A 17885-nucleotide genomic window follows, 5' to 3' on the forward strand; every position below is an offset into this window, starting at 1 on the left:
GCCGACATCGTAGGATTTTTAATATTACACCAACTGCTAATTATCGCCAGAAATGTCGCTCAATTTCACGGTAATTGTCTGGTTGCGCTTGTCTATAGGTGGAGTTTACGTGTTAGCTTTTTGCCGCTCATCATTGAAGTCAAAAAAATATTTCATCATTTTACTGGCGCTCGCTGCAATTGCCGGACTGGGTACTCATGCCGCCTGGAGTAGCAATGGTTTGCCACGTATCGACAATAAAACATTGGCCAGACTGGCACAGCAGCACCCGGTTGTCGTTTTGTTTCGCCATGCTGAACGTTGCGATCGTTCAACCAATCAATGCTTGTCAGATAAAACAGGTATTACGGTTAAAGGTACCCAGGATGCCCGTGAACTAGGCAACGCTTTTAGCGCTGACATCCCTGATTTCGATCTTTATTCCAGTAATACCGTCCGGACCATTCAGTCGGCGACCTGGTTTTCCGCGGGTAAAAAGCTGACGGTAGATAAACGACTTCTTCAGTGCGGTAATGAGATTTATAGTGCAATTAAGGACTTACAAAGCAAAGCGCCTGATAAAAATATCGTTATTTTCACCCATAATCATTACCTGACATATATTGCTAAAAATAAGCGTGATGCGATATTTAAACCTGATTATCTGGATGGTTTAGTCATGCATGTGGAAAAAGGCAAAGTTTATCTGGATGGGGAATTCGTTAACCACTAAATTTTCAATCTGACAGCCAGTGATGGCTGTCATCATTGTTAAAGAAGACCTTTCAAACGTAACGTTTTTCGGGTGGCAACATTTAAATCATAATGCACCAGATCTTCAGTTTTTACCCACGCGTAGTCCTGAAACTCTTCGTTTATTTTCACTTCTCGGTTGGCAGAAACGCAGTCAAAAATCAGGTAAATCATATAAATCTCTTCCTTGCGACCATCTGCATATGTCTTGGTGCGAATATCATCGCTGAAGGTCCACGGCGTGATTTCTGTCAAAAGCAGCTGTTCTCCCAGTTCTTCGCGAATTTCGCGGCGTAGTGCCTCTTCAATTCGTTCGCCAGACTCCACGCCGCCACCCGAAAGCGCCCATTGACCGGGGAAAACGCCGCGATCGTCGGCCATTTTGCACAGCAAATAAGCACCATCATTTTGAATCAAAGGGCATACAATAGTCCGTTGTCGCACAGGGGTATTCCTTATAAATAAAAAGAAACCATGAGAATACGGTAACTCAGAAATATGTGAAAGTGACAGTAATCTCTTTTGCAATGATAACTGCACTTATTATTATTTTTGTGTGTATCGGTAAAGTGTGTTTATTTTTTCGGCGTTTAATTATTTAAGAAGTATTTAGTTACAATAAGTGACTAGATCCCTTTTTTCGCTCATTGAATCCTCTGTGCCAGGCAGTACAATCCCGCAGCTTTGGGAATTTTGATTAATTGCTTGTGGGAAAGGGGATAATGAAAAAAATTGCGCTAGCAGGTCTGGCCGGAATGCTGTTGGTTTCTGCATCGGTCAATGCAATGAGCATCAGCGGCCAGGCGGGTAAAGAATACACCAATATTGGTGTCGGTTTTGGGACTGAATCGACGGGCTTGGCTTTAAGCGGTAACTGGACACATAACGACGACGACGGTGACGTCGCGGGCGTGGGGCTGGGGTTGAATCTGCCTCTCGGGCCGTTAATGGCGACCGTTGGCGGAAAAGGCGTGTACACCAACCCGAATTACGGCGATGAAGGTTATGCCGCAGCGGTAGGAGGTGGCTTGCAGTGGAAAATTGGCAACAGCTTCCGTTTGTTTGGCGAGTATTACTACTCTCCGGATTCGCTCTCCAGCGGTATTCAAAGTTATGAGGAAGCGAATGCTGGCGCGCGTTACACCATTATGCGTCCAGTCAGTATTGAGGCGGGTTATCGCTACCTGAATCTGTCGGGTAAAGACGGTAACCGCGACAACGCCGTGGCTGACGGCCCGTATGTTGGGGTTAACGCCAGTTTCTGATCCCTTCCGGCGCGGCATTCAGTTTCTTACTACGCCTTATCTCCCTTTGCGTTATAGTGATTCGATAACAAAAGCAGGAGATAACCATGTTAAAAGTGGAAATGCTATCCACCGGGGATGAAGTGTTATACGGGCAAATCGTTGACACTAACGCTGCCTGGCTGGCCGATTTTTTCTTTCATCAGGGGCTGCCATTATCTCGCCGCAATACGGTGGGGGATAACCTTGATGACTTAGTCACCATTCTTCGCGAACGTAGTCAGCACGCCGATGTGCTGATCGTTAACGGCGGGCTGGGACCGACCAGCGATGATTTAAGCGCACTCGCCGCTGCGACAGCAAAAGGTGAAGGCCTGGTGCTGCATGAAGCCTGGCTCAAAGAGATGGAACGCTATTTCCACGAACGTGGACGAGTAATGGCACCGAGCAACCGTAAACAAGCGGAGCTGCCTGCCAGTGCTGAATTTATCAATAACCCGGTAGGCACCGCCTGTGGTTTTGCCGTGCAGCTTAATCGTTGCCTGATGTTCTTTACTCCCGGCGTACCGTCAGAATTTAAGGTGATGGTCGAGCACGAAATCCTGCCGCGCCTGCGCGAGCGTTTTTCTTTACCACAGCCGCCGGTTTGTCTGCGTTTAACTACCTTTGGTCGTTCGGAAAGCGATCTGGCACAAAGCCTGGACACTCTACAACTGCCGCCGGGCGTAACAATGGGCTATCGCTCCTCAATGCCGATCATCGAACTGAAACTCACCGGACCGGCAAGCGAGCAACAGGCGATGGAAAAACTGTGGCTGGACGTTAAACGTGTTGCCGGACAGAGCGTGATTTTCGAAGGCACCGAAGGACTGCTCGCGCAGATCAGTCGCGAATTGCAAAACCGCCAGTTCAGCCTGACGTTGAGCGAGCAATTCACCGGTGGTTTATTGGCTTTGCAACTTTCTCGCGCAGGTGCTCCATTGCTGGCGTGTGAAGTGATTCCTTCACAGGAAGAAACCCTGGCGCAAACTGCGCACTGGATTACAGAACGGCGGGCCAACCATTTTGCCGGGCTGGCACTGGCTGTTTCGGGTTTCGAGAACGAGCATCTCAACTTTGCGCTAGCCACGCCAGACGGCACTTTCGCTCTGCGTGTGCGTTTCAGCACTACACGCTACAGCCTGGCTATCCGTCAGGAAGTGTGCGCAATGATGGCACTGAATATGCTACGCCGTTGGTTAAACGGCCAGGACATCGCTAGTGAGCATGGCTGGATTGAGGTTGTTGAGTCCATGACTTTATCCGTCTGATTTCGTCACTCTGTGCCGGTTTACTGCACCGGCACATTCCCCCTCCGGCAAAATTTGTCCAACCCTCCCTACGGTGAGCGTGGTGTTGGGGCCAGTGTGGCACGGGCTGCGCGCTGGGGACGCATTGAGAATTACATGGCGCAAGTCAACGATTCGCTTTGTCTGTTAGTGCAGGTGGAAAGTAAAACGGCACTGGATAACCTGGACGAGATCCTCGACGTCGAAGGGATTGATGGCGTGTTTATTGGACCAGCGGATCTTTCTGCGTCGTTGGGCTACCCGGATAACGCCGGGCACCCGGAAGTGCAGCGAATTATTGAAACCAGCATTCGGCGGATCCGTGCTGCGGGTAAAGCGGCTGGTTTTCTGGCTGTGGCTCCTGATATGGCGCAGCAATGCCTGGCGTGGGGAGCGAACTTTGTCGCTGTTGGCGTTGACACGATGCTCTACAGCGATGCCCTGGATCAACGACTGGCGATGTTTAAATCAGGCAAAAATGGGCCACGCATAAAAGGTAGTTATTGATATCAAAGGCCCATGGGGAGCGGCTGTGGGCCTGTGCTAATTAGTGGTTATTCGCTGCCAGATCGGCTTCGCTTAGCTGGGTGGCCGCGAGCACCTGGTCACGATCAATGCCCTGTTCCAGCATGCGCAAAGCAATTTTAATGGCTTGTTCATGCATACCTTCCTGCAAACCTTCTAATTTACCTTGCTGCAAACCTACTAATTTACCTTCTTGCCAGCCAATTTGATGTCCTTCCTGCCGTAGCCGTTCAGCAATAGTCATCAATCTCTCCCTCTCCTTTTAATAACAGTTCGGAATATCAGCATCAGTGAGTTGGGTTGCCGCCAGCACAATCTCACGTTCAAAGCCCTGCTCCAGCATGCGCAAGGCAATTTTAATGGCTTGTTCATGCATACCTTCCTGCCAGCCAATTTGATGCCCTTCCTGCCGTAGCCGTTCAGCAATAGTCATTAATCTCTCCTTTTGTAGTGGTGAACGTTCGGCAATCTCCTGAATAAAACGGGTGAAACGGGAGGTATCGCCGCATTGCAGCAGATAATTAAACAGTGTTTGTAGCTGGCTGTCATTAGTGAAGCCTCTAACCAAAAGCGTGGTGATCCTGTCGACCATGCCGATTAAATCGTGGTCGCGAATATGCTTTTGAATCAGTTCCAGCAGAGCTATACGCCGATGTTGCATGATCTCATCGTCAGGTACGATGGTGATATCCACCAACGGAAAAGCTTCGGTGTACAACTGCCGGGCAAGTTGCGGATCGTCAAACTCATCCAGCCAGTTAAGTGAGTACGGGTAGGGCGATGTTTCGCCATGATAAAACAGCAATGGCACCACCAGCGGAACTCTGTCATAGCCTTTATCTAGGTGACGCTGCATGGCGGCAGTGGCATAGCGCATTGGCCGAAAAGCCATATTCTTTTCTGCAGAGCTTTGATGTTCAATCACGCAGTAGATATAGCCGTCACCGTCGCTGGTTTCCACGGACCACAAAACATCCGAGTAGTAAGCGCGTAAACTTTTTTCAATAAAACTAGTGGGTTCCAGGCGTAAGGTTTGCAGGTTGCAAAGCTTGCGCAGTGGTTCTGGTAAATGTATTTCGAGAAAATCCCGTGCGGTTTCGGGTGTGAATATAAAGGTTTTAAATACCGCATCATGCGGGGAGGAGGTTGTTGATTCGGTCATGGTTGTCCGTCACCTGATATTTATGATGACGCGACATTACGGTTATCCCAGGCCTTTGACATCTGCCAGTTTCAGCCTTTGCGAGACGTTTTTAGAGGAATTTTCACTGCGTTGCAACGCATACATTGGGCACGGAATCGTGTACGCAAAAATGCCCGGTAACCACATGCTTACCGGGCATCAGAAGGGAGTTTAAGCCAGCGCCTGGGCCAGTAGCGTAATCGGATATTCGCAGCGAAGACTTGTGGACATCTCAATCTGCCATTTACAGGTTTCGCAGTCGGTGACCACCAGATCTGCGCCGCTTTCTTCTATCTGGCGGAACAGTGGTGCGCCGATGGCTTGTGAGGTGGGGTAGTTCTCTTTTTTGAAACCGTAAGTACCCGCAATACCGCAGCACTGGGAATCCAGCACCGTTAACTCAAGCCCCGGGATGTTACGCAACAGCTCCAGGGTGTAGAGCGTCCAGCCCATTTTTTCCATATGGCACGGAGTGTGATAAACCACTTTCAGCGGCAGCGGTTTCAGCGGTAACGTTTTGCCTTCGTCCAGCTTGCGCCACAGCCAGCGGGTTGCCAGTTCGATATGATCGCGCAAGCCTTTGTTGTCGACATTCAGCACTTCCGGGTATTCGTCGCGCAGGGCAAATGTACAGGTTGAGGAGGTGGCAATCACCGGAATGCCTTTTACTCCCACAGCTTCGCGGATCGACTCTACATTCGTAATTGCCTGTTTGCGTGCTTTATCGGTAAAGCCGTTGGCGATTAGCGGTACGCCGCAGCATTTTTCTTTGCTGAGCAGTTGTACACCGGTACCCATTGCGTTGAGCACTTTAATTAAATCTTTACCTAACTGCGGATGGTTGTAGTTAACGAAGCAGCCGTGAAAGAAAGCGACCTGGTCTTTATATTGTGCTTGCTGAGCCGCTATGCTGCGATACCAGCGACGGAACGTGCCGAAGGAGTATTTCGGTAGCGTGCGACGATGATCGATTTTTAACGCCGCATCAAGCAGCTGCCGCACCGGTTTCAGCGAGGTAGCGGTGTTGACGATTGGTGCGAACGGCGTGGAAACGCTACCCATCAGGTCGGTATGACTCAACACAAAATTACGCAGCGACGGGCGCGTGGTGTCATATTTCGCCCGCGCGCGCTGGATAATATCGCCAATCTTCACATCGGACGGGCAGGCGACTTCACAACGTTTGCAGTTGATGCAATATTTCAGCGCCTCGTCATACAGTGCGCCATCTTTCAAACGCAGACGCTCGCCATCCGGCCCGGCTTGTTTTGGCCCTGGATAACCGGGATTCACCCGGCTCACCGGGCAGGCGGTGGTGCAGACGGTGCACTTAATGCAGTTTTCGAAGCTGGTGTCGTTCATTGTTGGCCTCCTGCGCGTTGGGCAATCTGTTGAGCGGCATGTAAAGCACTGACGGCACAAACACCGCCGCCGCATCCCTGGGCGATGGGATCAAATCCGCCCAGCACCGAACCGATGGCAAACAGGTTCTCAATGGTTTGCCCTGCCTGCGACGGGCGTAGCGTCTCATCAGTGGTTACACCGAACTGCTGCCACGGTTGCGGCGCAAAAAAATCGCCCTTATACCATTCACCCCGCGTGGCGGTTTGTAGCACATCAAGGCCGAGAATCGGCTCGCGAATGCCGTTACGTTCCGCTACCAGTCCGCCACTAAAGAAACTGCCGCTGGCGAGAACCGCGAAACGTGGACGTAGCGGAATATCGGCGTGATTGCGGGTCCAGATTTCATTCACTACGCCATTTTTACAGGTCACTTTTTTCACTTCATCGCCCGGCATCCACACGCCACCCTGGCGCACAAACTGGCGCTGTAACTGGTTTTGCAGACGAATGCCCAGCACGGAAGGCGGCAGCGTTGGCAAAAGCATCAGTGAACAAGGTAGTTTTTCATTCAACCAACGCCACAGTTTGTCATCGGCCAGGCCGAAGCAGGCGGGCATCAGGATCATTTCGCAGGTATTGGCGACAGGAATAAGCGCATCAAGTAACAGCGGCCAGTTTTCTTCATTATCAAGGAAACGGGCGATATTCACCGCGCGAAATTCGGTGGCGTTATTGCGCAGGACATCCAGTTCCGGCAGCTCTATTTCTGCGGTTTCAACCGAAAGATCCAGTTCGCGCAACGAAGCCGCCGCAAGATGCGCCTGGAAATCCATCAGCCCGCTTATCCCCACTACACATATCTTCTTCGCGGGTAGCGGCCAGACGGGAACTTCTGGCGAACTTAACCAGGTTGCACGCAAAGTGCCGAGCGGCGTAATCCGCTGGTGAGCCAGTTCTACGCTGCCCTGCAATTGCGCACCGCTTTCAGCGATTAATGCCTGCGCCTGGCAAGCGAGATCGAGCACGCGTTGTGGCCCGAGAAGAGAGTAAGGATGTGCAGGTGCCTGCTGACGCAAAGATTCCAGTCCACTGTGAATGTCTGCCACGGGTTGACCATCTGGCAGATGGCTCAGCAAATCCAGCGAACCGGATGAGAAATGCAACGCGCTTTGACCACGCGTGACAATGGCACAGCGCAGGCCGTGTTTTTGCAGTTGCAGGCCACAGAGTAATCCGGCGAGGCCGCCGCCCATAATGACAGTATCAAAGCGCATCTTTCTGCTCCTTCTCCAGACCACACAGTCCCTGATAAACCCAGCGGGTAAATTCGCTTTCGCGCAGTGCGTCTCCCCAGGCGATGGGTTGCACGCCTTTCCAGCGTTCGTTAAGGAAGGTGGAAAGTTGCTCGATAGATTGCGCGGACGTCGTGACGTTAAACCGTTGCAGCAGTCCGGCAGCGCGGCAGGCGCAGAGTTCGCCCTGGCAGGTGCCCATCCCCACACGGGTACGACGGCGTAAATCCAGCAGGCTATTAACGTTTAAATTTTCTACCGCGTACTGCACTTCACCCGCAGTTACCGCTTCGCACTCACATACCAGGCTACGGTGCAGACGGCCTTCGCTCAGCCAGGCAGGCGTGCGATCGCCATGACGATAAACCGCAGAACCGCGCAGCGGGGCAGGCAGGGAGATGACTTTACGCAAGGTAACTTCAGCGGGTTCTTGTGAACCAGGCAGTGCCAGATCGGCAGTCGTACAGGGGCGCGTGTTGCCCAGTTTGCGGCATACCGCGTCGGTAGCCCATTCAGCCATCAGCCGATAGGTCATCAGTTTGCCACCGGTGATGGTGATAAATCCGTCCAGACCATCGCGTTCAGCATGGTCGAGCAGCACGATGCCACGGCTGACGTTACGTCCGCTCGGGTCGTCATCGCTGGCAACCAGCGGGCGCACGCCAGAATAGGCCCGCAAAATGCGCGTTTTCGCCATCACGGGGGCCAGTTTTTCCCCTTCACGCAGCAGAATATCAACCTCTTCTGCCGTCACTCGATTATCGTCAATCTCGTTGTAATCAATACGTAAAGAGGTGGTACCAATCAGCGAAATGGTATCGCCAGGCACCAGAATATCGGCGTCGGAAGGTTTACGGCAGCGGTTGATCACATGCTGGTTAATGCGGTGATCCATGATCAGCAGCGATCCTTTCGCCGGGAACATGCGAATGCGCAGATCGGCATATTCGGCAATGTGTTGCCCCCAGATCCCAGCGGCATTAACCACGACAGGTGCATGAAGGGCCTGAGTTTCGCCGGTGAGATGGTTACGTACACGAACACCGCACACCGTCGCGCCTTCACGAATCAGCCCCGTGACTTCATGAGCGGTAAGGATAACGGCACCGTGTTCTTTGGCATCCAGCATGTTTGCTGCGGTCAGACGAAATGGATCAACGGTGCCATCCGGAACTTTCACCGCGCCAATCAGTGCCGGGTTAACGGCAGGTTCGATAATGCGCGCTTGCTGCGGGTCTATAGCTTCTGCGCTGATCCCTGCTTCTTCGCAGGCGCGAATAAAAGTGGCCTGGAATGAGAGGTCATCTTCCGGCAGGGTGATAAACAGGCCGTTGGTTGGTTCAACGCAGTGACGTGCAATGCGTTTCAGGATCTGGTTTTCACTAATGCATTCGCGGGCCGATTCCGCATCGGTTACTGCATAGCGCGCACCGCTGTGCAGCAGGCCGTGGTTACGCCCGGTGGCACCGGTTGCGATGTCGTGGCGCTCAACCAAAATCACGCGCAGCCCGCGCAGGGCACAGTCGCGGGCAATCCCGGCTCCCGTTGCGCCGCCGCCAATGATAATCACGTCACTTGATTGCGAGTCGCGAGTTTTCATTGTTATCCCTCTGAAGTTCGTTTTTTACCATTTAGCCATAGTAAAAACATGAATTGTTTGATTTCGCGCATATTCGCTCATAATTCGAAAGTGAAACGTGATTTCATGCGTCATTTTGAACATTCTGTAAATCTTATTTAATAATGTGTGCGGCAATTCACATTTAATTTATGAATGTTTTCTTAACATCGCGGCAACTCAAGAAACGGCAGGTTCTCTCACTGAATCAGGCTGTTAATCATAAATAAGACCACGGGCCACGGAGGCTATCAATGTTGAGTATTTTTAAACCAGCGCCACACAAAGCGCGCTTACCTGCCGCGGAGATCGATCCGACTTATCATCGATTGCGCTGGCAAATTTTCCTGGGGATATTCTTTGGCTATGCGGCTTACTATTTGGTTCGTAAGAACTTTGCGCTTGCTATGCCTTATCTGGTTGAGCAGGGATTCTCACGCGGTGATTTAGGTTTTGCCCTTTCGGGGATCTCGATTGCTTATGGATTTTCGAAATTCATCATGGGTTCGGTATCGGATCGCTCGAATCCGCGCGTTTTCCTGCCCGCAGGTTTGATTCTGGCGGCGGCAGTGATGTTGTTTATGGGCTTTGTGCCATGGGCGACGTCGAGCATTGCGGTGATGTTTGTACTGTTGTTCCTCTGCGGTTGGTTCCAGGGGATGGGGTGGCCGCCGTGTGGTCGTACTATGGTGCACTGGTGGTCGCAGAAAGAACGTGGCGGCATTGTGTCAGTGTGGAACTGTGCGCACAACGTCGGTGGTGGTATTCCGCCGCTGCTGTTCCTGCTGGGGATGGCCTGGTTCAATGACTGGCATGCGGCGCTCTATATGCCTGCTTTCTGCGCCATTCTGGTGGCATTATTCGCCTTTGCGATGATGCGCGATACCCCGCAATCCTGTGGCTTGCCGCCGATCGAAGAGTACAAAAATGATTATCCGGACGACTATAACGAAAAAGCGGAACAGGAGCTGACCGCGAAGCAAATCTTCATGCAGTACGTGCTGCCGAACAAACTGCTGTGGTACATCGCCATCGCCAACGTGTTCGTTTATCTGCTGCGTTACGGCATCCTCGACTGGTCACCGACTTATCTGAAAGAGGTTAAGCATTTCGCGCTGGATAAATCCTCCTGGGCCTACTTCTTCTATGAGTATGCGGGTATTCCGGGCACCCTGCTGTGCGGCTGGATGTCGGACAAAGTCTTCCGTGGTAACCGTGGGGCAACCGGCGTCTTCTTTATGACACTGGTGACCATCGCGACTATCGTTTACTGGATGAACCCGGCAGGTAACCCAACCGTCGATATGATTTGTATGATTGTTATCGGCTTCCTGATCTACGGTCCTGTGATGCTGATCGGTCTGCATGCGCTGGAACTGGCACCGAAAAAAGCGGCAGGTACGGCAGCGGGCTTTACCGGGCTGTTTGGTTACCTGGGCGGTTCGGTGGCGGCGAGCGCGATTGTTGGCTACACCGTGGACTTCTTCGGCTGGGATGGCGGCTTTATGGTAATGATTGGCGGCAGCATTCTGGCGGTTATCTTGTTGATTGTTGTGATGATTGGCGAAAAACGTCGCCATGAACAATTACTGCAAAAACGCAACGGAGGCTAATGGCATGAAATTGAAGCTGAAAAACCTTAGCATGGCGATCATGATGAGCACTATAGTCATGGGAAGCAGTGCAATGGCGGCGGACAGCAACGAAAAAATAGTCATCGCCCATCGCGGTGCCAGTGGATATTTGCCGGAGCATACGCTGCCAGCAAAAGCGATGGCGTATGCGCAGGGAGCGGATTATCTGGAACAGGATTTGGTGATGACCAAAGACGACCATCTGGTTGTTCTGCATGACCATTATCTCGATCGTGTTACTGATGTTGCCGATCGTTTCCCGGATCGGGCGCGTAAAGACGGTCGTTACTACGCGATAGATTTCACGCTGGATGAAATTAAGTCGCTGAAATTTACCGAAGGTTTCGATATTGAAAACGGTAAAAAAGTACAGACTTATCCGGGGCGTTTCCCAATGGGTAAGTCCGACTTCCGGGTGCACACCTTTGAAGAAGAGATTGAATTTGTTCAGGGGTTAAATCACTCTACCGGGAAAAATATCGGTATCTATCCAGAAATCAAAGCGCCGTGGTTCCATCATCAGGAAGGGAAGGATATTGCGGCAAAAACGCTGGAAGTGCTGAAGAAATATGGTTACACCGGTAAAGACGATAAAGTTTATTTGCAATGTTTTGATGCTGATGAGCTGAAGCGTATTAAGAATGAGCTGGAACCCAAAATGGGCATGGAGCTCAATCTGGTACAGCTGATTGCCTATACCGACTGGAATGAAACGCAGCAGAAACAGCCGGATGGAAGCTGGGTTAATTACAACTACGACTGGATGTTTAAGCCGGGTGCCATGAAACAGGTGGCGGAATATGCAGATGGTATTGGTCCGGATTACCATATGTTGATTGAGGAGACATCGCAGCCGGGTAATATCAAACTCACTGGCATGGTGCAAGATGCTCAGCAGAATAAACTGGTAGTGCATCCTTATACCGTGCGGTCAGATAAACTGCCTGAATACACTCCTGATGTGAATCAGTTATATGATGCTCTGTATAACAAAGCGGGTGTAAATGGGCTGTTTACTGATTTCCCTGATAAGGCAGTAAAATTTCTTAATAAAGAGTAATGTTACTGCAGGATGGCGTTCATGCGCCATCCTGTCTCATATCAAATTTTTCCAATCGCCACTAATTGTTCCATGCACATTTGTAGTAAAAACAGTGGACTGCCTTCTACCGGCTTTTCTTTAGTCAGCAACGAAATCTGTCGATAGAAGGTTGGTTCGTGAGGAACGGAACACAATTCACCTGCAATGCTTTTCAGCGTTAACTCTGGTTGTAAGGCGATGCCTAATCCCTGTCGAATAAAATTCATCGCTGTATCCGACTGATTAAATTCACATTTTATCTGCTGGGCGCACTATTAGTGGTAGTGGCTGGTGGAATCTATGCGCTGCAAATGAAGGGCAAAAGCGGTGTCACACCTGTAGCGGCAAAAGAAATTCATTAATACGACACGTTTCATTAAGATTTTCCTCAGGTAACCACCTATAGTCATTGTCGTTAATAAAAATGACCGGCGATAGGGTATGGCAGTTTCAGCAAAGTACGACGAATTTAATCACTGGTGGGCAACAGAGGGCGACTGGGTTGAAGAGCCTAACTATCGCCGTAATGGTATGAGCGGGGTGCAATGCGTCGAGCGCAACGGCAAAAAGCTGTATGTAAAGCGCATGACGCATCATCTGTTTCATTTAGTACGTTATCCGTTCGGCCGACCAACGATTGTCCGTGAGGTTGCGGTAATTAAAGAACTGGAACGGGCCGGTGTCATCGTGCCGAAGATCGTTTTTGGTGAAGCGGTGAAAATTGAGGGTGAATGGCGCGCGTTGCTGGTGACTGAAGATATGGCGGGGTTCATCAGCATTGCTGACTGGTATGCCCGACATGCAGTATCGCCTTATTCTGACGAAGTACGGCAAGCCATGTTGAAAGCAGTGGCACTGGCGTTTAAGAAAATGCATAGCGTTAATCGTCAGCATGGCTGTTGCTATGTTCGCCATATCTATGTGAAAACAGAAGGTAAGGCAGAAGCTGGTTTTCTTGATCTGGAGAAAAGTCGTCGCCGCTTGCGTCGTGATAAAGCGATTAATCATGACTTCCGCCAGCTGGAAAAATATCTGGAGCCGATCCCTAAAGCGGACTGGGAGCAGGTGAAAGCGTATTACTACGCCATGTAATCGTTGTAGGCCAGATAATACGCGTAAGCGTCGTATCTGGCGCTAGTACCCGATCACAACTCGATTTCAATATCGCCTTTTGCCCGGCAACAACAGGGCAAAATTTCCCCCGGCTGAATAAAGGCTAACGGTTCGGCAATCCAGTCCACCTGACCTGCGACCAGTCGGGTGCGACAGGAGCCGCAGTAACCTTCGCGGCACTGGTACTCAACCGCCACATTGTGGGATTCCAGCGCCGCCAGAAGGGAAGGGTGTTCATCCTGGCACAGCAGTTGTGTGCCAGTGATGCGCAGGGTAACGCGGGCCATCAGAGCTGGAAGTTACTCAAATCGTCGGTGTCCACTTCCGCGTCAATCTGCCCGACCAGATAAGAACTGACTTCCACTTCCTGCGGAGCAACCTGCACGTTATCAGACACCAGCCAGGTGTTGATCCACGGGATCGGGTTGGAGCGCGTCTGGAACGGCAGATCCAAACCGACTGCCTGCATGCGGATATTGGTGATGTATTCAACGTACTGGCAGAGAATATCTTTATTCAGACCAATCATCGAACCGTCACGGAACAGATAATCCGCCCAGTCTTTCTCTTGCTGTGCCGCCTGGACAAACAGGTCATAGCACTCCTGCTTACATTCTTCGGCAATTTCCGCCATCTCCGGATCATCCGCGCCGCTGCGCAGCAGATTCAGCATATGCTGAGTACCGGTCAGGTGCAGGGCTTCATCGCGGGCAATCAGGCGAATAATCTTGGCGTTACCTTCCATCAGTTCGCGTTCTGCAAAGGCAAAGGAACAAGCAAAGCTGACGTAGAAGCGGATCGCTTCCAGCGCGTTAACGCTCATCAGGCAGAGATACAGTTTTTTCTTCAGCTCGCGCAGGCTAACGGTTACGGTTTTACCGTTAACGGTGTGGGTGCCTTCGCCCAGAAGGTGCCAGTAGCTGGTCATTTCGATCAGTTCATCGTAATAGCTGGAGATCCCTTCCGCACGTTTCTGGATCTGCTCGTTGGTGACGATATCGTCAAACACAACAGACGGATCGTTAACGATATTACGAATGATATGAGTATAGGAACGGGAATGAATCGTTTCTGAGAACGCCCAGGTTTCGACCCAGGTTTCCAGTTCCGGAATAGAAATAAGCGGCAATAGCGCCACGTTCGGGCTACGACCCTGAATGGAATCCAGCAGCGTCTGATATTTCAGGTTGCTGATAAAGATGTGTTTTTCGTGCTCCGGCAGCGCCTGGTAATCTATACGGTCGCGGGAGACGTCAACTTCTTCCGGACGCCAGAAGAAAGAGAGCTGCTTTTCGATCAGCTTTTCGAAGATGTCATATTTTTGCTGATCGTAGCGAGCCACGTTGACCGGCTGACCAAAGAACATCGGTTCTTTGAGCTGATCATTTTTCGTCTGTGAAAAGGTGGTATATGCCATGAGTGTGTCCTGTTGGGAGTTTAATGCCGGATAAGGCATTTTACGCCGCATCCTGTGCCTGATGCGACGCTGGCGCGTCTTATCAGGCCTACAAATCCGAGCCGTAGGCCGGATAAGGCGTTCACGCTGCATCCGGCACCCGGAGCCTGATGCGACGCTGGCGCGTCTTATCAGGCCTACAAACCGAGCCGTAGGCCGGATAAGGCGTTTACGCCGCATCCGGCATCTCAATATCAGATCTTACATGCGCCGCTTTCGCAGCCATCGTCCTGGATTGACGGTACCAGATCGTCCTGCGCGTCTTCAGCGCCGTCACGGGTGTTCTGATAATACAGCGTTTTGACCCCGAATTTGTAGGCGGTGAGCAGGTCTTTCAGCAACTGCTGCATCGGCACTTTTCCTGACGGGAAACGTGACGGATCGTAGTTGGTGTTAGCAGAGATCGACTGATCGATAAATTTCTGCATGATACCTACCAGTTGCAGGTAGCCATCGTTACCCGGCATTTCCCACAGCAGCTCATAGGCGTCGTGCAGGTGCTCGTAGTCCGGCACCACCTGGCGCAAAATACCGTCTTTCGACGCTTTGATGCTGACGTAACCGCGCGGCGGTTCAATACCGTTAGTGGCGTTAGAGATCTGCGAAGAGGTCTCGGACGGCATCAGGGCAGAAAGCGTGGAGTTACGCAGGCCGTGCGTTTTGATTGATTCACGCAATGCTTCCCAGTCGTAATGCAGCGGCTCATTAGCGATGGCATCCAGATCTTTCTTATAGGTATCGATCGGCAGGATCCCTTTCGCGTAAGTGGTTTCGTTAAACCACGGGCACGCGCCTTGCTCTTTAGCCAGCTCATTAGACGCTTTCAGCAGGTAATACTGAATCGCTTCGAAGGTTTTATGCGTCAGGTTGTTGGCGCTGCCGTCGGAGTAGCGTTTACCGTGCTTCGCCAGATAGTAAGCGAAGTTAATCACACCAATACCCAGCGTACGACGCCCCATCGCTCCACGTTTGGCGGCCGGGATCGGGTAATCCTGATAATCCAGTAGCGCGTCAAGTGCACGAACCGCCAGAATCGCCAGCTCTTCCAGTTCATCCAGGCTATTAATTGCGCCCAGGTTGAAAGCAGACAGCGTACACAGCGCGATTTCACCGTTCTCGTCGTTGACGTCGTTCAGCGGTTTGGTCGGCAGGGCAATTTCCAGGCACAGGTTAGACTGGCGAACTGGCGCGATGGTCGGATCAAACGGACTATGGGTATTACAGTGGTCAACGTTCTGAATATAGATACGACCGGTAGACGCACGTTCCTGCATCATCAGCGAGAACAGCTCAACGGCTTTCACACGCTGCTTGCGGATGCTGTCGTCTTTCTCATATTTGGTATACAGGCGTTCAAACTCTTCCTGATCGGCGAAGAACGCGTCGTACAGCCCCGGTACGTCGGACGGGCTGAACAGGGTGATATCTTCACCTTTCAGCAGGCGGGTATACATCAGTTTGTTGATTTGTACCCCGTAGTCCATATGACGCACGCGGTTGCCTTCAACCCCACGGTTGTTTTTCAACACCAGCAGGCTTTCCACTTCCAGATGCCACATCGGGTAGAACAGCGTTGCCGCACCGCCGCGCACACCGCCCTGAGAGCAGGATTTCACCGCTGTCTGGAAATGTTTGTAGAACGGGATACAGCCGGTATGGAACGCTTCGCCACCGCGAATCGGGCTGCCCAGCGCACGAATACGTCCGGCGTTGATGCCGATCCCGGCACGCTGGGAAACATATTTCACAATCGCGCTGGAGGTGGCGTTGATGGAATCCAGGCTGTCACCGCACTCGATCAGTACGCAGGAGCTGAACTGACGAGTCGGGGTACGCACGCCGGACATGATTGGCGTCGGCAGCGAAATTTTAAATGTGGAAACCGCGTCGTAAAAACGCTTCACGTATTGCAGGCGCGTTTCACGCGGGTAGTTCGAGAACAGGCACGCGGCAACAAGAATATAAAGGAACTGGGCGCTTTCGTAGATTTCGCCGGTCACGCGGTTCTGTACCAGATATTTGCCTTCCAGCTGCTTAACGGCAGCATAAGAGAAGGTCATATCACGGTCGTGATCGATAAACGTGTCCATCTGCTTGAACTCTTCTTCCGTGTAGTCTTCCAGCAGATGATTATCGTATTTGCCCATCTCGACCATTTTCACCACGTGGTCGTACAGCGCAGGCGGCTCAAACTGGCCGTAGGCTTTTTTACGCAGGTGGAAGATCGCCAGGCGCGCGGCGAGATACTGATAATCCGGCGCATCACGGGAGATCAGGTCTGCGGCAGCCTTGATAATAGTTTCGTGGATGTCAGAGGTCTTGATACCGTCATAAAACTGAATGTGGGAGCGCAGCTCGACCTGGGAAATCGAAACGTTATGCAGTCCTTCTGCCGCCCAATCCAGAACGCGATGGATTTTGTCGAGATTGATGCGCTCTGTGCTACCGTCGCGCTTTGTCACCAGCAGATTCTGATTCATGTATGTCGTACCTGTTTTTGGAATTCTTTCCGCAATAGTTTCATGCAGACTACCTGTAGTAAGGGAAGCTGCTTAGAACACTATATATAGGGGGTATGTTTGGGATTCACTGCAAGATAGTGTGAAAATGACCCTCTTGCAAGTGCATAACTTTGTGGATAACTCAGGAAGGAAAAAGTGGCTTTCGCGCACCTTAGGTCAGACAAGGTGTCCGGGAAAGTCAATGGGAAGAGAAAAATTTGTTAAAAATAACTGTTCGGCGATTTCTTGAACGGCAGAATAGGTTGGATAAATTGATATAGATGGTTTATTAATCTTTTTGCTAATGATTGCAAAAATTGATCTAAGCACGAGTCATCACATAATCTGATGTATCAGTTGTGGTCAATATATAAGCGAATGTAAGCGATTGTTGATGTCGAAATGGTTGTTTTCTATTCGGTTATTGTTAAATGCGAAGCCATTTTGTTAATTTACCTTATATTATAAGAAAATTATTCATTACTTTAATTTAGTTTAAATATAACTGGTATCCCTTAAGGTTATTAACTTGAATTATGACGCACTGATATTATTCATCAAATAATAACAAAATAGCCATTGCATCGGGTTGGACAATTTACAAAAGAAAGATAACCCATATTGTATAATGCGTTTAAATATGCCGTCTTATATAAAATGATGGTCAGATTAATATGCGGATTATCTTTCTACGCAAGGAGTATTTATCTCTACTCCCGTCAATGATTGCATCTCTTTTCTCTGCTAACGGTGTCGCGGCGGCCATTGATTTATGCCAGGGATATGATATCAAAGCGAGTTGTCACGCCAGCAGGCAAAGCCTTTCAGGCATTA

General features: G+C 50.8%; 16 protein-coding genes and 4 pseudogenes. 10 read left to right on the plus strand and 10 right to left on the minus strand.

Annotated elements, in window-relative coordinates; all coding sequences use genetic code 11:
• The first annotated feature begins 109 nt into the window (after window positions 1-109).
• Window positions 110-712 (plus strand): lipopolysaccharide core heptose(II)-phosphate phosphatase Ais, encoded by a 603-nt coding sequence (gene ais, locus ACUU1M_RS02820; RefSeq protein ID WP_005075977.1) that lies wholly within the window; start codon window positions 110-112, stop codon window positions 710-712.
• A 38-nt stretch (window positions 713-750) separates the two neighbouring features.
• Here ais and nudI read toward each other — a convergent pair whose 3' ends face one another.
• The gene (gene nudI / locus ACUU1M_RS02825; RefSeq protein ID WP_152028872.1) at window positions 751-1176 is read right to left on the minus strand and encodes a nucleoside triphosphatase NudI; all 426 of its coding nucleotides are present in this window, start codon (window positions 1174-1176) and stop codon (window positions 751-753) included.
• Window positions 1177-1454: 278 nt separating this feature from the next.
• On the opposite strand from nudI, the gene ACUU1M_RS02830 reads away from it, so the two are divergent.
• The 3 genes and pseudogenes from ACUU1M_RS02830 to ACUU1M_RS02840 form a co-directional block, all read left to right on the plus strand.
• Complete coding sequence (locus ACUU1M_RS02830; protein WP_000717009.1) at window positions 1455-1997, plus strand: YfaZ family outer membrane protein; 543 nt, start codon at window positions 1455-1457, stop codon at window positions 1995-1997.
• A gap of 86 nt (window positions 1998-2083) precedes the next feature.
• Window positions 2084-3286 carry a nicotinamide mononucleotide deamidase-related protein YfaY gene (locus tag ACUU1M_RS02835; RefSeq protein ID WP_000921659.1) on the plus strand — a complete coding sequence of 401 codons (1203 nt, stop codon included), beginning with the start codon at window positions 2084-2086 and terminating at the stop codon, window positions 3284-3286.
• A 63-nt stretch (window positions 3287-3349) separates the two neighbouring features.
• Window positions 3350-3811: pseudogene (locus ACUU1M_RS02840) on the plus strand (aldolase/citrate lyase family protein); the annotation flags it as partial.
• A gap of 40 nt (window positions 3812-3851) precedes the next feature.
• Here the strand turns inward: ACUU1M_RS02840 and ACUU1M_RS02845 are convergent.
• From ACUU1M_RS02845 to glpA, 5 genes and pseudogenes are all read right to left on the minus strand, one after another.
• Window positions 3852-4088 (minus strand): annotated as a pseudogene (locus tag ACUU1M_RS02845) (hypothetical protein); the annotation flags it as partial.
• Window positions 4089-4091: 3 nt separating this feature from the next.
• A complete protein-coding gene (locus ACUU1M_RS02850; protein WP_000140526.1) occupies window positions 4092-4991 on the minus strand; it encodes an ISNCY family transposase in 900 nt (299 codons plus the stop codon).
• 192 nt (window positions 4992-5183) lie between these two features.
• Window positions 5184-6374: an anaerobic glycerol-3-phosphate dehydrogenase subunit GlpC gene (glpC, locus tag ACUU1M_RS02855; protein WP_134799659.1), complete on the minus strand. Its 1191-nt coding sequence runs from the start codon at window positions 6372-6374 to the stop codon at window positions 5184-5186.
• Window positions 6371-7630: a glycerol-3-phosphate dehydrogenase subunit GlpB gene (glpB, locus tag ACUU1M_RS02860; RefSeq protein ID WP_001209897.1), complete on the minus strand. Its 1260-nt coding sequence runs from the start codon at window positions 7628-7630 to the stop codon at window positions 6371-6373. Before glpB ends, glpC begins: the two co-directional genes overlap by 4 nt.
• Window positions 7620-9248 (minus strand): anaerobic glycerol-3-phosphate dehydrogenase subunit A, encoded by a 1629-nt coding sequence (glpA, locus tag ACUU1M_RS02865; RefSeq protein ID WP_000857257.1) that lies wholly within the window; start codon window positions 9246-9248, stop codon window positions 7620-7622. Before glpA ends, glpB begins: the two co-directional genes overlap by 11 nt.
• 272 nt (window positions 9249-9520) lie before the next feature.
• Between glpA and glpT the strand changes: the two genes are divergently transcribed.
• Window positions 9521-10879, plus strand: coding sequence for a glycerol-3-phosphate transporter (glpT, locus tag ACUU1M_RS02870; RefSeq protein ID WP_000948706.1), 1359 nt, complete (start codon window positions 9521-9523; stop codon window positions 10877-10879).
• A 4-nt stretch (window positions 10880-10883) separates the two neighbouring features.
• Window positions 10884-11960: a glycerophosphodiester phosphodiesterase gene (gene glpQ / locus ACUU1M_RS02875; protein WP_000768975.1), complete on the plus strand. Its 1077-nt coding sequence runs from the start codon at window positions 10884-10886 to the stop codon at window positions 11958-11960.
• Window positions 11961-12001: 41 nt separating this feature from the next.
• On the opposite strand, the pseudogene ACUU1M_RS02880 reads toward glpQ, so the two are convergent.
• Window positions 12002-12244 (minus strand): annotated as a pseudogene (locus ACUU1M_RS02880) (LysR family transcriptional regulator); the annotation flags it as partial.
• On the opposite strand from ACUU1M_RS02880, the pseudogene ACUU1M_RS02885 reads away from it, so the two are divergent.
• Window positions 12239-12343, plus strand: a pseudogene (locus tag ACUU1M_RS02885) (hypothetical protein); the annotation flags it as partial. The pseudogenes ACUU1M_RS02880 and ACUU1M_RS02885 overlap by 6 nt on opposite strands.
• A 79-nt stretch (window positions 12344-12422) precedes the next feature.
• The gene (gene inaA / locus ACUU1M_RS02890) at window positions 12423-13073 is read left to right on the plus strand and encodes a lipopolysaccharide kinase InaA (RefSeq protein ID WP_000301039.1); all 651 of its coding nucleotides are present in this window, start codon (window positions 12423-12425) and stop codon (window positions 13071-13073) included.
• A gap of 53 nt (window positions 13074-13126) precedes the next feature.
• Here inaA and yfaE read toward each other — a convergent pair whose 3' ends face one another.
• The 3 genes from yfaE to nrdA all read right to left on the minus strand — a co-directional run bounded on the left by yfaE (window position 13127) and on the right by nrdA (window position 17030).
• Window positions 13127-13381 carry a ferredoxin-like diferric-tyrosyl radical cofactor maintenance protein YfaE gene (gene yfaE, locus ACUU1M_RS02895; protein ID WP_000135039.1) on the minus strand — a complete coding sequence of 85 codons (255 nt, stop codon included), beginning with the start codon at window positions 13379-13381 and terminating at the stop codon, window positions 13127-13129.
• Entirely contained in the window at window positions 13381-14511 is a 1131-nt protein-coding gene (nrdB, locus tag ACUU1M_RS02900) for a class Ia ribonucleoside-diphosphate reductase subunit beta (protein WP_000332036.1), read from the minus strand. The genes yfaE and nrdB overlap by 1 nt, the downstream gene beginning before the upstream one ends.
• Before the next feature lie 233 nt (window positions 14512-14744).
• Entirely contained in the window at window positions 14745-17030 is a 2286-nt protein-coding gene (gene nrdA / locus ACUU1M_RS02905; RefSeq protein WP_001075180.1) for a class 1a ribonucleoside-diphosphate reductase subunit alpha, read from the minus strand.
• Between the two features lie 127 nt (window positions 17031-17157).
• Here nrdA and ypaB point away from each other — a divergent pair, with 127 nt between their 5' ends.
• Window positions 17158-17301, plus strand: a complete 144-nt coding sequence (gene ypaB, locus ACUU1M_RS02910) for a protein YpaB (RefSeq protein WP_001753443.1) — start codon at window positions 17158-17160, stop codon at window positions 17299-17301.
• Between the two features lie 424 nt (window positions 17302-17725).
• Window positions 17726-17885 (plus strand): hypothetical protein (locus ACUU1M_RS02915; RefSeq protein ID WP_449144639.1); only part of this gene is annotated, 160 nt, incomplete at its 3' end.

The organism is Shigella sp. SIG6 (assembly GCF_053555815.1).